Below are 16,003 nucleotides of genomic sequence, written 5' to 3' on the forward strand. Positions count from 1 at the left end.
TCGAACATCACGATACGCGCTAATGACAGCGCGGTCGTGAATTAAATAACTCTGCTGGTATTGGTAATTTAAGCACAGTGCCACACCCTGGTGGAGCTTGTCTGCCCGTTTCTGTATTGACAAATGCCCATTTAATTGATGGTGGCCTAGGTGTTGCGATTGACTCAGGATTTAGCTGTCGCAAGTAGCGAATATAAAGCTCTAAAGCACCAACGCTACCAGTTAACTTAGTCGGTTTATTATCATCACGACCAACCCAAGTAACGGTTACCGTATTTTGGTCAAAACCGGCAAACCAGCTATCACGCAAGTTGTTGGTTGAGCCTGTTTTACCCGCTAACTGAATGGTTGGAAAGTGCAGTTTTAAGCGTTTAGCGGTGCCTTCACGTGTTACCTTTTGCATTGCGTATTTAGTCATATAACTAGTCGCAGGTGAAAAGCGCGTTTCAGGCGTACTGTTATGCTGATAAATAAGTTCGCCCACAGCATTGGTAATTGCCGCTACTGACGTTAACTTGCGATAATCGCCATCAAACGCAATAGTTGAGTACATTTGCGCAACATCAATCGGTGCAAGCTCTTGCGCACCTAACAGTAGTGACGGGTACTGGTTAATTGACTCATCAACCCCTAATCGCTTAATTGACTCAGTTACAGCAGGTAAACCTAAATCTAGCCCAACCGCCACAGCTGGCATATTGATACTTTTACTAAAGGCTTGATAAAGCGGCATTTTGCCGCGGAATTTTTGGTCGAAATTAGACGGTGACCAAGTGTGCCCTGCTTCATCGCTAATCTCCATTGGCTCGTCATCAACTAAGCTACCTAAGGTGTATTTACCCGATTCAAATGCCGTCATGTAAATGGCTGGCTTAACCAATGAGCCGATATTACGTTTGGTATCGAGCGCTCGGTTAAAGCCATTAAAATCGCTATCGCGTGCACCTACCAAGGCAGACACACCGCCGTATTTAACATTAACCGACAACATTGCCGCCTCAAGCTTAGAAGTCGATTTTAAACGCTCTAAATATGGCAACCCAGTTTCAAACGACTTTTCCATCGCCGCTTGTTTTTGTAAATCGAAATAAGTAAATACCCGTACACCGGCGTCAATTGTGTCTTTTGAATTTAAAATTGTTTTCAGCTCGCGGCGCACTAAATCCATATAGCCCGGGTGCTGATTTATATCAAAACGCGATAATGGTTCTATTTTGATATCGCGTGCTAACGCCAGTTTATAGCTCTTAGTCGAAATTAAACCATTCTCAACCATTAAGCGCAGCACCAAGTCGCGTCTTTCCATGGTGCGCTCTTTAAAACGCCTTGGATTATAGAAACTCGGCCCTTTAACCATCGCTACTAACAGCGCAACTTGGTCGTATTCAATTTCATTCAGCGGTTTACCAAAATAAAACTCACTGGCTAAACCAAAGCCGTGTACACCTTGCGAGCGCGACTGGCCTAAATACACCTCGTTTAAGTACGCTTCTAAAATTTCGTCTTTGCTGTATCTAAAATCTAAAATCAGCGCGATTAATGCTTCATTTATTTTACGTGTTAGGGTGCGATCTCGGGTTAAATAAAAGTTTTTCGCTAACTGCTGAGTTAAAGTACTGCCCCCTTGCACTGTGCGACCTGCACGAATATTCGCAACCAAGGCACGTACAATAGACCAAACTGATACCCCATGGTGCTCGTAAAAATTGCGATCTTCTACCAACAGCAAGGTATCTTGTACTACTTGCGGAATATGACTAAGTGGCACAAATTCGCGGTCTTGCTTGCTTTCGTTGGCAAGGCGCGCCAGCTGCAATGGCTCTAAGCGCGCCATTGATAAATTTTCCCCTTGCTCATCTTTAATTGCAGCAAGCTTTTTCGGGCCAAAGACTAAATCGAACCCAACTTGCTCTTCTGCTCCATCATAAAATTCAAAAGCACGACGATAAATACGAATAGTATTGCCTTTAATAACATATTGACCGGTATTATTGATGCGATTAACTTCAGAGTAATTAAGGCGTTGGAGTTCCCACACAACTTCATCTTTTGATAAATATTGGCCGGGATAGAAGGTCATTGCGCGGGCATAAATTTGCGCTGGTAACTGCCACTTATTACCCTCAAATTTATGGCTAATTTTGCTATCCAAGTAGATTAAATAAAGTGCGAGTGCAACCAACAAACCAGCACCTAGCTTTAACGCAAGCATTGAAAAGCGTTTTAATTTGCTCGGTTTGGTTTTAACTTGAGTGGCTTTTTTAGCGCGCGGCTTACGCTTTGTAGTTGTCTTTTTCGTTGCCGCTTTTGGCGTTTTCTTTTTATCTGTCATTGCACTTAGAATTGAGAAAAATCCTGTTTATCATACCGATTTTTGTATCGCATTTCATTGCCAATACCTATTAAAACCCCCATTATAATTGCCTGATGTTGTTGTTTGTATTTTAAATCAGCACGGCTGAGTATTGTTCTCATAAAAAAGCATCATATCGCAACGTCATATTTTCACTAAATCTAATAATTTTAAGACCAGAAGGTTCGCTATGAAATACGCAAAATTAGGAAGTTCAAACATTGATGTTTCACGTATTTGTTTAGGCACCATGACCTGGGGTGTGCAAAACAATCAACTTGATGCCAATCAACAAATTGAGTTAGCCGCCGAGCATGGTATCAACTTTATGGATACAGCCGAAATGTACGCTGTACCGCCAACACCCGAAACCTACGGTAAAACAGAAGAAATTATTGGTAACTACTTTGCCAAAAATAAACAAAAGCGCGATAACTGGGTAGTCGCAACAAAGATAGCAGGCAGTGGTCTGCCTTGGATCAGAGACGCTTCAGACATTACAGGGCAAGCGGTTATCAATGCAGTTGATGCGTCGTTAAAGCGCCTACAAATCGACACCATTGATGTGTACCAGCTACATTGGCCTAACCGCACCTCTCCGCATTTTGCAAAACATAGACCAAACCAAATTAGTTTTACAAATGTTGATACTAAAGCGCATAAAGCGCAAATGTTAGATATTTTACAAGGGCTAGATCACTGTATTAAAGCAGGTAAAATTCGTCACTATGGCCTTTCAGATGATACGACATGGGGTATTCATACGTTTATTGAATTAGCCAAGGAGCATAACTTGCCTCGCCCGGTGTCTATTCAAAATGAATTCAATTTACTGCACGCTAAAGATTGGCCTTATCTAATAGAGCACTGTGTACATGAAGAAATTGCCTATTTACCTTGGTCGCCACTAGCAACCGGCATGTTAAGTGGAAAATACCTAAACGATGCCAGACCACAAGGTAGTCGCTGGACATTAATGCAGCGCAATGGGTTATTTAGAAATACCGAAATCGCGCAGCAGGCGGTTGCTGAATATTGTCAGCTTGCGGCAAAATTAGGGATTACACCAAGCCAACTTGCACTGGCATGGTGCGATAAAGTAGATGGCGTAACTTCGACCATTATTGGTGCAACTACGCAGCAGCAGCTAGCAGAAAACATTGCCGCGTTTGAACTTAACTTACCGGATGACTTTATGGCGCAGGTAGATGCTATTTGGCGTAAGTATCCACTGCCGTACTAACGTTTAAATAATGTTCTTACTAACTGCTTTAAGTTAATCGGCATAATCACAAATAAGGCAACACCCGATGAAAAGTGCGGGTTTGCCTTACAATAAAATGCAATTTCTCGTTTTTTGCTGTTAAAAAACGCCTGAAGGTCATCCTCACTGTAAGCACTACTGCGCCCTGTTTCCACTAAACAACGGGTATTTGTAAGTGAACTAACAATGCCAGTCTTATTAAATGCGTCAAACAAATCGCGTTTATGATGTAAAAACTGTGGACTAGGATACGTGATTGCCACGCGCTTACTAATAGCGCGATACATTGCAGGGCTTAACATGGTGTCGGCGTAGTAAATATCTTGCCAAGGATGCATTAACCAATACTTAAACGCTTGTTGAATAGAAAACGACAAAGTAAGACCACCTTGGCGAAATTCAGGATAAAAGCCAGCAGATGCTCTTAACAGCACCTTTTTATTTGCACGCTCAAACGTAAGTAAACAATAACCAACAATGTTTCCATCAGCAAAATAAAGCCTTAAAACACGTTTAAACGCCGCGCTACAATTGAAGTATTTTTCAAAATATTCGTCACTGGAAATGCCGTTAAAACAGGCAGTAAAAATATCTTTAAGCGCTGAAATATGTGATGTATCTAACCAATTATTTGGCCAACTAAAATCTTGTGTCTGTTGAATTGTACTCACATAACCACCCTAAATAGAGCTATAACTCTAAACAGAATATCAGAGCCTGTTTATCTAAATCCATAATAAACTAAACAAATTTGATGATTCTCGCGTACAATCACTATCAATTGAAATCGTGAATTGTACTTATGTCAAAATATAGCAATCAAACACTATTAGGTTACCTTGGTCTTGTTCCATTTTTATTGTTAGTTGGTGCTCACTTTCTTTTTGAACATGTTTTATTAAGCCAAGCATTTATGTTTTATAGCATTAGTATTATGAGTTTCGTTGCCGGTACATTATGGCACGAATCAAACAGTAATAAGCTAAATTGGCTAATTGTATTACCAACAATTCCAACGCTAGCGCTCGCACTATTTGATACAAAACTGGCCCTACTCTACCTCGGCGCCTGTTATGTTTTTGTGTTGGCAGTGCAAAAACGTACCGAAACATGGAGAAAATTAAACCCAGATTATCAACGCATGCGTGAACGTATTACGGGTGTAGTGTTGGTTTGTCATTTATTTTTTGCCGCACAACTGCACCATGGTGTGGCCCAGTAAAAAGCAGTGTGATTACATTCTGCTTTTTACTTTGTTAGTTGCCTTAGCATTGGCCGGATCGTCCGGCCAAAAATGCTTGGGGTAACGCCCTTTCATTTCTTTTTGTACTTCGCGGTAACTCGACGCCCAAAACCCTGCTAAATCTTGCGTGATCTGGAGCGGTCGCATTGCTGGTGACAGTAATTCAATGGCTAACGATAGCTGACCATTCGCAAGCTTAGGTGTGGTTGCAACGCCATACATTTCTTGCATTTTTACCGAGAGCTTTGCAGGCCCATCAACTTGGTAATGAATTTTTAGTTTTGAACCAGTGGGCACCACTAATCGCTCGGGCAATAACTCATCTAATAAAGTTTGCTGCTGCCAATCAAGCAATCCTTTAAGTGGCGCTAATAAGTCCAACTTTTTAAGCGCCGCTAAACTATTTACTTCATTCAAATAAGGCGAAAGCCACGTATCAAGATGATCAAATAAGTGCTGTTTTGATAACTGCGGAAACTCATTTGGTAAAAATTGATGGGCTAACGTTAAACGCACTATGTATTGCTCAACGTCAAACGTTAGATTCAACAGCTGCCACCCTTTTCTCGCGATAATATGACACCAAGCTGCGGCCTTTTCATCACCACTAAGCGCCTTATTGCTCGGTTTACGTGACAGTATCAGCTGCCCTAAGCAATATTGTGTTTCGGCAATAAAACGCCCAGCATTCTCATCAAACTTTGCAACGTCTTTATTTTCAAATAAGTACGGCAACGCCCTTTCTAATTGTGCTAAATCACACTTACACGCATTAAATACGTGTTGCCCTGTCGCACCGCCCATATCTCCAATACATAACAAGTCATCATAAATTTGAAAGTCATCATAAAGCGTTGCACCTGCACCGTTAGCTAAGCGTAATCCGTTACCGCGTTTTTGCGCAATGCGGTCAGGAAACGCCAAGGCCATTACAATCGATAGGTATTCAAGTGGTAGATGATTAACCGCCGTTAATTTTAAACGTTTAAGCCAAAGGCATAGCTCTTTATCAAAATTTGGCTGCGGTGATTTAAGCTGAAAATTAAGCCCTGCCGCAATGTCATGACTGCGATTTGTTTGACTAGTGAAAAGCGCAACCAAATAGACTGCCAAATGATAAATACCCGAATAATCAGCTTCAAGTTGTTTTGCTTTTATCAGCATATGGGCAAAGCGCAGCTCTGTACCATAACTCAACATTTGTTGACCTAGTGAGGTAATTTTGCCATCAGCCGTGATAGCTTCTAACATCAATAGCAAATTGTTTGCCGCATCTATCTGTTTGGGTGATGGTTTATCAAGTAACACCAAATCGTCAATTGATGTTCCCCAATTAGCGCACTCTAAAACAAGCTGACTAATATCGCTGCGCAATATTTCAGGTATGGCATGACTTGCTCGTCGCTCGAAATGTTCTTTACTACCTAAGCGATACACCACACCCGCTTCGATACGTCCTGCACGACCAGCACGTTGAATCGCCGATGACTTAGCAATATTCACAGTAAGTAATTGGCTAATACCATTTTTAACATTGTATTGGGTTATTTTCTCTTTACCTGAATCAACAACAATGCGAATTCCATCAATGGTTAAGCTGGTTTCTGCCACATTGGTGGTGAGTACTATTTTCCGTTGCCCTTCGGTGCATGGTTTAAGCGCCGCTTGCTGTGTTTTTTTGTCTTGTTTGCCAAACAGTGCGTAAATTGAGGTATCTTGCGCTATGCTTCCTGTGTTTTTGGCTGCAATAAGCTCAGACTCTATCGCTTTTATTTCTTTTACGCCGGGTAAAAACACCAGTGCGCTACCGCTTTGTTCTACCATTGCTTGAATGGTTAACGGCGCAATTTGCGCGAGCCAATCAGCTTCTTTTTTAACTGCAGTATAATGCTCAGCTATATGAAATTGACGCCCTTCACTTTGCACCAGCGGTGCATCGAAATGACAACTTAAACGCTCGCCATCAAGCGTTGCCGACATAATCAGTAATTTAAGATCATCACGATAAGCTATTTGCGCTTCAAATGAGAGTGCAAGTGCTGTTTCAGCTTGAATTGAACGCTCGTGAAATTCATCAAAAATCACCAAGTCTACGCCGTCTAATTCAGGGTCATCTTGCAGCATACGTGTCAGCATGCCTTCAGTCACAATTTCTAAACGGGTGTGTTGGCTAGTAAAGTTTTCACCACGAATGCGTAAACCGATTGTGCGCCCTAACGGTTCACTTAAACAGTCAGCCAGAAAGCTTGCGATATTGCGTGCAGCAAGCCTACGTGGCTCTAGCATAATAATACGTTTGAAGTGATTATCTTTAATTAGTTGCAGTGGCAACCAAGTTGATTTACCCGCCCCCGGTGGCGCTTGCAGCACCACGCGCTCATGTTGCGATAATCTAGAAACCAGAGTTTGATAAACACTTTCAATCGGCAGCAAAACAACTATCCATTCATTTTTTGCTGAATTTTAACTGTTTTGCGTTAACTTCGCAGTAATTGGAATGCAAATCGCCACAAATAATGCGCTCGCGATTAAACATGCTGTTAATCCATATTGCTGAAACAATAATCCAGACAACACAGTGCCAAATAAACGCCCACAGGCATTTGCCATGTAATAAAGGCCAACATCCATCGAGGCACCTTCATCGCGGGCGTAATGCACAATCAAAAAAGAGTGAATGGCAGAGTTAATAGCAAAAATTACGGCAAATAAAATTAGTCCAAGTATCGCCACATTAACCAGTGATAGGCCGTAAGAAATCGCCACCAGCATAACCACCAAAACAGCCAACAATGCAAGCGCACTAAACACCGCTGACTGCGCATTGGCCTGTTTATTAAAAGCCTTAAATACTTTTGGCGTAGTTGATTGAAAAACCCCGTAAATAATCACCCACGACGCCATCATAGTACCTACTGCTGTGCTAGACCACCCCGCTTGCATGGTTAAAAACACCGGCAAGGCAACCACAAACCACACATCGCGACTGGCAAATAAAAAGCAACGCGCAAACGAGAGTAGGTTTACTTTTTTACTTGATGAAAATACTTGGCTAAATTTCGGCTTAAATGATTTGGCCTCTAAACTTTGCTTTAACTGAGAGGCAACCAATAAAGTAATTAATCCAAGTCCGGCAGCAAGTAAATACAAACTGTTTTGATAGCCAAATATCGCCAGTAAAAAACCACCTAAAAAGAAACCACAGCCTTTTAGTGTATTTTTCGACCCTGTAAGCAGTGCCACCCATTTAAACAGAGTGCTACTCTCATCGCTTGGCACAAGCTGTTTAATCGCTGTTTTGGCACTCATTTTATTGAGATCTTTGGCGATGCCCGATGCTGCTTGCAATATCATTACATAAACAACACTTAGCCACTGAGTTTGCGCCAGTAAAATAAGCGCGCTAATTTGCAGCAGCAAGCCACTAAACAAAGTAACTTTTAAACCAAAACGGGCGCCCAACCAGCCACCAAACAAATTAGTAACAATGCCAAAAAATTCGTAAAACAAAAATAGCATTGCCACTTCAATTGGCGAATAACCGAGTTTATGAAAATACAGCACCACTAGCATACGCAGTGCGCCGTCAGTTAAGGTAAATCCCCAGTAAGCTAGGGTAATTTGTATGTAGTCTTTAATTCCCTGACTGACTGTGTTTGATGCTGCTAACATAATTTAAAGCTACGTGACGTGATAAACAAAACCTAAACCAAGGCGTTGCAACACCTTGGTTTAGGGCGAAAAGGTAAGTTAAGACGCGGCAATCATATTAACAATGTCATTCATACGTGAGACATAGTTAATTTCGTTGTCGTACCAAGCCAATACTTTCACTAAGTGCTTGTCGATTACTTGAGTCGACAGCCCATCAACAATGGCACTGTGCGTATCACCAACAAAATCAACAGAAACCAACGGACGCATTTCAATATCTAAAATACCCTTTAACTCACCTGATTTAGTGCGCTCAAAAGCATTGTTAATCTCTTCAACACTGGTTGGTTTTTCAGTTTCAATTACTAAGTCTACCAAAGAGCCGCTTAACAGCGGTACGCGCACGGCTAAGCCATCAAGCTTGCCTTTCAGCTCAGGGAAAATCGTCATAATTGCTGTTGTTGACCCCGAGCTTGTTGGAATTAACGATTCACCACAAGCGCGTGCACGACGTAAGTCTTTATGAGCTTTATCAACAATCGTTTGGGTATTGGTAATATCGTGAATGGTCGTCATTGAGCCACGTTTTATACCTACACTTTCTTTTAGTACCTTTACAACAGGCGCTAGGCAGTTAGTTGTACACGACGCCGCCGTAACCACTTTATGTTTATCTGCTTGGTATAAATCATGATTTACGCCGTAGACTAAATTAATCGCACCGTCGTCTTTTACTGGGCAAGAAACAAGAACACGCGCTAACCCTTTATCTAACAAAGGTTGAAATAGCTCCGATTTACGGTAAAGCCCTGAACAGTCAATCAATAAGTCAATATTATCAACAGGCAGATCAGTTAACTTTGACTCATGCAATAAGCCAATTTTCTGCTCAGCGACATATAAATGGCTGTCATCTGCATGAATTTCATTGTCTTTAAAGCGTCCTTGAACTGAGTCAAACGCTAGCAAGTGGGCTATCGCCTCGTTTGTTGCAGCGGGATCATTAATATAAACCAACTGATGGTTACCCTCAGCCAGCACAATACGTGCTAATAATTTACCCATACGACCGAAGCCGTTAATCGCAATTTTCATAATAAACAGCCTAACAATTTGAAGGTTTGAAAGAAGCTAAATCACGTTGCACTTGGCAATCGCTATTTAGTGTGTCGAGTGTTAATTTCAATATCGCTAACAGCGGCTGGCTGAGCGATTCACTTAATTGATAATAACGCCATGTACCGCGAGTAACTGACTGCACAAGCCCAGACTTTTTTAAATAACTTAAATGGCGACTAACTGTACCTTGTGGCATATCTAAAACGGCAACAAGATCACAGACACAGACCTCTTTATGCTCTAAAATAAGAGCCATAATTCGAAGGCGAGTCTGCTCACTGAGTGCTTTGTGAAATTGTGCTACAACCATAAATTCGCTTAAACATATATACGCATAAACAAATATTAAAAGATGACAGATAAAAATCAAGAAAATAAACGGCTATTTTTTGGTTTAGATTTTAGTGAAGAAGATAAATCTAAAATATTCAATTGGTTAACATCAAAAGTTGAAAGCAAACGAAAGCCTGTATTAAAAAGCAATTTGCACTTAACCTTAGCTTTTTTACCGAATGTGCCAATAAAAACGCAAGAAGCTTTAATTGAATTTGCACGCAGCTTATCGGTTTCACCGTTCAGCTTGCACTTTGAAGAGGCAAGCTTTTGGCAAAATAGTGGGATTTTTTATTTAAAACCAACAAGCCAACCCAGTTCATTAACACAGCTTGCCATTACATTGCGCGATGAAGGTGAAAAGCGACAACTGTACACTAACCCGTTTGCCTATCATCCGCACGTTACGCTAATACGAAACTGCAAACAGCCCCCTCAAATAATACAGAAAATCACGCCGTTTGACGTGACCTATAATGAATTTAAACTCTTTCATTCGACGCGTGTTAATAACCAGTTACGCTATATACCAATCGAAACATTTCTACTAAAAGCAAACTAAGATAATTGACGTTTAAAATCTTTAATCACGTTATTTAAGCTATTAATAATTTTTACATGATTATAAGCAAGTTCTTCAAACTTCATTAACGTGTCATCGGTTACTTCTGTTAATTTACTTTCTTCGTCATTGGTGAGTTCTAGTTGGCTAAAGATTTCAAAAAACTTAAGTGATTGGTGGCTTTGAATTTGCTGAGTTTGTTCAGTAAAAAGCCCCATTTTTTGTTGTAAATCATCTAATTCGAACGCAATTTTTTTAAAGTACAGTTGTTTTACATATTCTTGATTAAGCATATTAACTTGATGATTTGCACATTCAATGTAGGCTGCTACTACATCTAGAATTTGCCCTTTTCGTACTTCGTCTTCAGGCATGTTTTTAATTAAAATACAGATATAACTGTCTTTGAAAAAATATCGACGCCCAGCGTTTATAATACGCTCGTCTTTTTGCATTACTAATTTGAACAGATCTTCTTCCATGCCACATGCTCGTGCATAAGGACTGTCCCAATAAGTTATCTGACTATTTTCACTGTACGCAACCGATGCCGTGAGCTCTAAACTTTGTAGGTACGAAAAAATATGAACTAAAAACTCGTTGTAGTTAGTGCAAGAAAGGCAACCTTGAATAGCCCTAGCCGTATTGCCCCACATAAAGGAATCAGACATCGCAGAAAATACTGCTGTGTTTGCTTGTTGTTCAGCTTCTTTTAAGGCATCAAACTCTTGCCGATTAGCCAGTGCCTTTTTAATTTTAATTAACAATAAAGGGGGTATAAATGAGCGTTTATCAATCCAATCTGCCGCACCCGCATTGAACGCATTCATTTTGGTATCAAGTTCTTCAGAGGCGCTTAAGAAAATGATGATTGGGTTATTGCCTTGCTTTTTAACATGATGAATTAGCTCAACCCCATCGCCATCTGGAAAGTAATAATCCAATACAATGACACTAAATTGAGACTTATCGCACAAGGCTTTCGCTTGTTCCAAATTATACGCTTGCGACACTAAATATTCATCGGTCAAGCTTGAGGCAACAAGGTCATTTAAACAAATATCGTCTTCCGCAATTAGTAAGTCTATTTTCATAGTTTAAACACGTTAATAGCACCAGTACTAAGCATAGAATAATATTCCAAATAAAAAAGCCCAATGCCATTAGGCATTGGGCTTTCGCGCGTTTGCAACTTAAACCAAACTAGCTGGTTAGATATTACCTCGTACAGTAACAAACTCAGGGTACGCATCTACACCACAATCGTGTTGGTCCATACCGTTGATTTCTTCTTCTTCGCCAACTCGAATACCCATAGTTTTCTTAAGTACCGCCCAAACAATAAATGAGCTCACAAATACAAAGGCAAAGATTACTACTGCGCCAATTAACTGATTTACAAATGTCGCATCACTATTTGATAACGGCACTAACATAAGGCCTAAGAAGCCGCATACACCGTGAACTGAAATCGCACCCACTGGGTCATCAATTTTAGCTTTGTCTAATGCCACAATACTAAACACAACTAGGCTACCACCTAACACGCCGCCTAGTACCGCAAGTAACGGGCTTGGCGATGCAGGTTCTGCGGTAATTACAACAAGACCTGCAAGTGCACCATTCAATACCATAGTTAAATCAGCTTTACGCCATAACACTTTACAAAGTAATAGTGCTGAAATTGCGCCAGCAGCCGCTGCCGCATTCGTATTAAGTAAGATTTGACTCACTGCTGTGGCATTTTCTTTGTCTGATAGCAGCAATTGCGAACCACCATTAAAACCAAACCAACCCATCCAAAGAATAAATGTACCCAGTGTTGCAAGCGGCAAATTAGAGCCCGGAATTGGGTAGATTTCACCATTTTTACCGTACTTCCCTTTACGTGCACCCAATAATAATACACCGGCAAGCGCAGCCGCTGCCCCCGCCATATGTACGATACCTGAACCTGCAAAATCAACAAATCCCATCTCAGATAAGAAGCCACCGCCCCAAGTCCAGTAACCTTCTAATGGGTATATAAAACCAGTTAACACCACGCAAAAAACAAGGAAAGACCATAACTTCATGCGCTCAGCAACTGCACCTGAAACAATCGACATTGCCGTTGCAACAAACACAACTTGGAAGAAAAAGTCTGATTGCAATGCATGATCAGCATCTGCCGCTTCAGTACCAATCAGCATGCCCAATGACGGTAAAAAACCACCCTCGGCATTATCAACATACATAATGTTGTAACCAACAATCAGATAAACCGTACATGCTATCGCGTAAAGCGCGACGTTTTTAGTTAAAATTTCAGTGGTGTTTTTAGAGCGTACTAGGCCCGCTTCTAACATTGCGAAACCTGCAGCCATCCACATTACTAAGATGCCAGACATTAAAAAGTAAAACGTGTCGAGCGCAAATTTTAATTCAACTACTGTGTTTTCCATGACATTCCCCTTAAATTGCCGCTTCGTCTAACTCGCCCGTACGAATACGAACAATTTGCTCTAGGTCATAGACAAAAATTTTGCCGTCACCGATTTTGCCGGTTTGCGCGACATTGGTAATTGCCTCAACCACGCGGTCAACATTGTCACTCTGCGTTGCAATTTCGACTTTAATTTTTGGAATAAAATCAACTTGGTACTCTGCGCCTCGATATAGCTCAGTGTGCCCGCGTTGACGTCCAAAACCTTTTACATCGACTACTGTCATGCCCTCAATGCCAAGATCTGACATCGCTTCTCTAACATCATCAAGCTTAAATGGCTTAATAATGGCGCTGATCATTTTCATAACGTGTACCTGTTGTTGTTTTTTATTTGTACTTACTAAATCCAACCTTTATGCCAATAATATTTTTTTATCTAATTCATAAAGTTATGTAATTTACAATGTGTTACAACAAAGTTAACGCACCACAAAGGTGCAGCAATAGTGGGTTTGTGAACGTTTTGGTGCAAAAAATGAAACAGCAAAAACTTGCTTTGGTGACCGTTTTTGACACAATATGCTATGTCTGAGTTAGCTATTATGCTGAGCCGTACTAACTCAATGGAATAAAAAACAACAACAAAGGATATATAAGCAAATGGCTTATTGGGTTATCCAAGCTTTAATTGCTCTCATCTTATTACTTGGCGGACTGTCAAATATAGACACCGACAAGGAAATGCATGGCCTTGCAAACACATTCGCGTATGCAGGTATACGCACTTTAAGCTTCTTTCTAATTACTCACTTTTTAATTCGCGCTCCGATTAATTTCTTGCGCAACAAAGAAGCGGGGTTTATGAAAGTGCTCCTCTGTGGTTTGGTCTTTGTTAGTGTCGGTTCATTTATAGGCAAGAGCATTCGCGATATAAGCAGAGATATGTTTGTGCCTATTCATAACGAAATTGCCTATTATCGAGCAAATCCCGATAAAGACCCGCTTAATCAAGTTAAAACAGATAGCGAAGTTGAAAAAAACACAGACACTCAAGACGAAACATCAACTAGTGCGACAGCAAAATCTGAATTTAAAAAAGGTTTTAAAGAAGGGTTTGACAAAGCACATATAAAAGCGCGAGAGGAACTTGAGAAAATACATAATGGAGATCAAGAAGCAATTGAACGTGCCTCTTCGCAAAAATTAAAGTCTCAATTCGGTGCATTTCTTTTTTGGTTGTTTTGCTATCTACCGTTATCAGCATTAAAACGTCGTTTCCAAGTTAAAACACAACTTAAGCAAAGCCAGATTGCATTATTAATGAGTCAGCTTAATCCGCATTTTTTGTTTAATTCATTAAACAGTATTCGCGGTATGATTTTCGAAGATAAACAGCTTGCTAAAGAGTTAATTGATAAACTAAATGAACTCTTTCGCTACAACTTAACTGCAAATAAGCACCCCACGGTAAAATTAAAAGAAGAATTACGCATTTGTGAGTTCTACCTCGACATCGAACATATTCGATTAGAAGAACGCTTATTAATTGAAATGCATGTAGATGAAACCTGCTTAAATATTAAAGTCCCTACTATGGGCATTCTTACATTAATTGAAAACTCAATTAAACACGGCATTGCGCCAAGACAAGATCAAAGCCTGCTGATTGTTGATATTGCTAAACAAAAGAATCAACTCGTGGTAACAGTAAGTAATCCAATTTATACAGGCACCTATAAAGTCGAAAGCACAGGTACAGGGCAAGAAAACCTAATTAAACGCTTACAGCTAATGTATAACGAAAATGCCTCGTTAAACGCTGAGTTTAAAGACGATAAATATATCGCATGTTTAACATTGCCAATTTAAAAAGGTCAAAATCCGGTTATGAATTTCAGTTACATTCGAAATACCAGTCCTAACTATTGGCGATACCAAGGGCCGATCTTATTTGTATCAGCCTTAGTAAGCCTCTTAGGGATCTGGGGGATTTTTCAAGAACCTGACGGCCAAGAAATACCCATATTTCAACTTGGTTGGTACGGCGCATTAGCTCTCACCACTTACCAGCTCATAATGATATTTGCGGCATTTCATATCGTGCTGCGCGGCGTTTATAAACACTATAAAACCTATGCTAAAACTAAGTGGAAACTGTTTTTACTGCTATTAGCTAGTTCCACCATCACTTCATTGGTGATTATTGGTTTAGATTTTTTACCTATATTTCTCGCATTAGTACCGTACTCTCTTGAAGAGTACTTAAACAGTATTATGCATTTGGACGGCTTAGGCGAGTCACTTGTAGCCTATGTTATTTATAATATTGTGTTTAATTTAGTGTGGGCTTACTGTTACGTACTTGCAGCTAGTATTTCAAATTATAAGCAGCTCGCATTATTGCTTAAAAAGCAAAAACTACAAATTTTAACCAACCGTGTTAACCCTGAGTTTTTATTCGATACCATGGAGGCTATTAAGCATCAAATTGATATTGATGAAGAAAAAGCGGCGGATCTTGTAACCAAAGCATCAGACCTTTTTCGCTACAACTTGATGTCGAGTAAAACAGCCGACGCAAAACTCAATGATGAACTGGCCAGTTTAGCCAATTACCTAGAGTTACTTGAAGAACAAAAGCGTGCACCAAGTAGCTACAGCTTAAAGCTTCATGATGCTGATATATCACCTAATATCCCAAGTATGTCGCTTATTTTTATCTGTTCATTTTTACTCAATACTGCGCGTAACCGCGAGGGCGAACTAACGATAGCAAGCTTTATAAAACACCAAAAATATCGTATCGAAATTGCACATCAAAGCCACGGTAAATTCTTTTTAGATACTGAACATTTCGATAATGTAAAAAGCCGTTTAGAGCACCAGTATAGTAACGATGCCAGCATCGTTTTAGTTAAAAGCGGTAAGCGCAGAAAAGTAGTGATTGAACTGCCAATTGACTGGCAACAACAGCTAGAAAAAACAGCCTAACCATTCATCTCACTTTTTTGCCGTTTATCATTTTAATTGGCGAGATAATTTTAAAA

The 16,003-nt window shown here is 40.3% G+C and carries 14 protein-coding genes; 5 read left to right on the forward strand and 9 right to left on the reverse strand.

What is annotated here, in order from left to right:
* Positions 1 to 19 precede the first annotated feature (19 nt).
* Positions 20 to 2,332, reverse strand: coding sequence for a penicillin-binding protein 1B (gene mrcB, locus ACXAFE_RS10785; protein ID WP_475152238.1), 2,313 nt, complete (start codon positions 2,330 to 2,332; stop codon positions 20 to 22).
* Positions 2,333 to 2,543: 211 nt separating this feature from the next.
* Between mrcB and ACXAFE_RS10790 the strand changes: the two genes are divergently transcribed.
* A complete protein-coding gene (locus ACXAFE_RS10790; protein ID WP_475152241.1) occupies positions 2,544 to 3,596 on the forward strand; it encodes an aldo/keto reductase in 1,053 nt (350 codons plus the stop codon).
* Here ACXAFE_RS10790 and ACXAFE_RS10795 read toward each other — a convergent pair.
* The gene (locus tag ACXAFE_RS10795) at positions 3,593 to 4,288 is read right to left on the reverse strand and encodes a hypothetical protein (protein ID WP_475152245.1); all 696 of its coding nucleotides are present in this window, start codon (positions 4,286 to 4,288) and stop codon (positions 3,593 to 3,595) included. The two genes, ACXAFE_RS10790 and ACXAFE_RS10795, sit on opposite strands and share 4 nt — an antisense overlap.
* Positions 4,289 to 4,419: 131 nt before the next feature.
* Here ACXAFE_RS10795 and ACXAFE_RS10800 point away from each other — a divergent pair, with 131 nt between their 5' ends.
* Positions 4,420 to 4,839, forward strand: a complete 420-nt coding sequence (locus tag ACXAFE_RS10800) for a DUF3429 domain-containing protein (RefSeq protein WP_475152247.1) — start codon at positions 4,420 to 4,422, stop codon at positions 4,837 to 4,839.
* A gap of 12 nt (positions 4,840 to 4,851) precedes the next feature.
* Here ACXAFE_RS10800 and hrpB read toward each other — a convergent pair whose 3' ends face one another.
* The 4 genes from hrpB to ACXAFE_RS10820 all read right to left on the reverse strand — a co-directional run bounded on the left by hrpB (position 4,852) and on the right by ACXAFE_RS10820 (position 9,943).
* Positions 4,852 to 7,293, reverse strand: a complete 2,442-nt coding sequence (gene hrpB / locus ACXAFE_RS10805; protein WP_475152249.1) for an ATP-dependent helicase HrpB — start codon at positions 7,291 to 7,293, stop codon at positions 4,852 to 4,854.
* Positions 7,294 to 7,323: 30 nt separating this feature from the next.
* Entirely contained in the window at positions 7,324 to 8,532 is a 1,209-nt protein-coding gene (gene arsJ / locus ACXAFE_RS10810) for an organoarsenical effux MFS transporter ArsJ (protein WP_475152251.1), read from the reverse strand.
* Between the two features lie 78 nt (positions 8,533 to 8,610).
* Complete coding sequence (locus ACXAFE_RS10815) at positions 8,611 to 9,609, reverse strand: ArsJ-associated glyceraldehyde-3-phosphate dehydrogenase (RefSeq protein WP_475152252.1); 999 nt, start codon at positions 9,607 to 9,609, stop codon at positions 8,611 to 8,613.
* Between the two features lie 10 nt (positions 9,610 to 9,619).
* Positions 9,620 to 9,943, reverse strand: a complete 324-nt coding sequence (locus ACXAFE_RS10820) for an ArsR/SmtB family transcription factor (RefSeq protein ID WP_475152254.1) — start codon at positions 9,941 to 9,943, stop codon at positions 9,620 to 9,622.
* A gap of 42 nt (positions 9,944 to 9,985) precedes the next feature.
* Here ACXAFE_RS10820 and thpR point away from each other — a divergent pair, with 42 nt between their 5' ends.
* Entirely contained in the window at positions 9,986 to 10,528 is a 543-nt protein-coding gene (thpR, locus tag ACXAFE_RS10825) for an RNA 2',3'-cyclic phosphodiesterase (protein WP_475152257.1), read from the forward strand.
* On the opposite strand, the gene ACXAFE_RS10830 is transcribed toward thpR, so the two are convergent.
* The 3 genes from ACXAFE_RS10830 to ACXAFE_RS10840 form a co-directional block, all read right to left on the reverse strand.
* Positions 10,525 to 11,622: a response regulator gene (locus ACXAFE_RS10830; protein WP_475152260.1), complete on the reverse strand. Its 1,098-nt coding sequence runs from the start codon at positions 11,620 to 11,622 to the stop codon at positions 10,525 to 10,527. The two genes, thpR and ACXAFE_RS10830, sit on opposite strands and share 4 nt — an antisense overlap.
* 117 nt (positions 11,623 to 11,739) lie before the next feature.
* Positions 11,740 to 12,972, reverse strand: a complete 1,233-nt coding sequence (locus tag ACXAFE_RS10835) for an ammonium transporter (protein ID WP_475152263.1) — start codon at positions 12,970 to 12,972, stop codon at positions 11,740 to 11,742.
* A gap of 10 nt (positions 12,973 to 12,982) precedes the next feature.
* Positions 12,983 to 13,321, reverse strand: coding sequence for a P-II family nitrogen regulator (locus tag ACXAFE_RS10840; RefSeq protein WP_010561815.1), 339 nt, complete (start codon positions 13,319 to 13,321; stop codon positions 12,983 to 12,985).
* A 295-nt stretch (positions 13,322 to 13,616) separates the two neighbouring features.
* Between ACXAFE_RS10840 and ACXAFE_RS10845 the strand changes: the two genes are divergently transcribed.
* Entirely contained in the window at positions 13,617 to 14,825 is a 1,209-nt protein-coding gene (locus tag ACXAFE_RS10845; protein WP_475152268.1) for a sensor histidine kinase, read from the forward strand.
* Between the two features lie 18 nt (positions 14,826 to 14,843).
* A complete protein-coding gene (locus tag ACXAFE_RS10850) occupies positions 14,844 to 15,947 on the forward strand; it encodes a histidine kinase (protein WP_475152271.1) in 1,104 nt (367 codons plus the stop codon).
* The last annotated feature ends 56 nt before the right edge of the window (positions 15,948 to 16,003 follow it).

It is taken from the genome of Pseudoalteromonas sp. ABV4_021 (genome assembly GCF_056159365.1).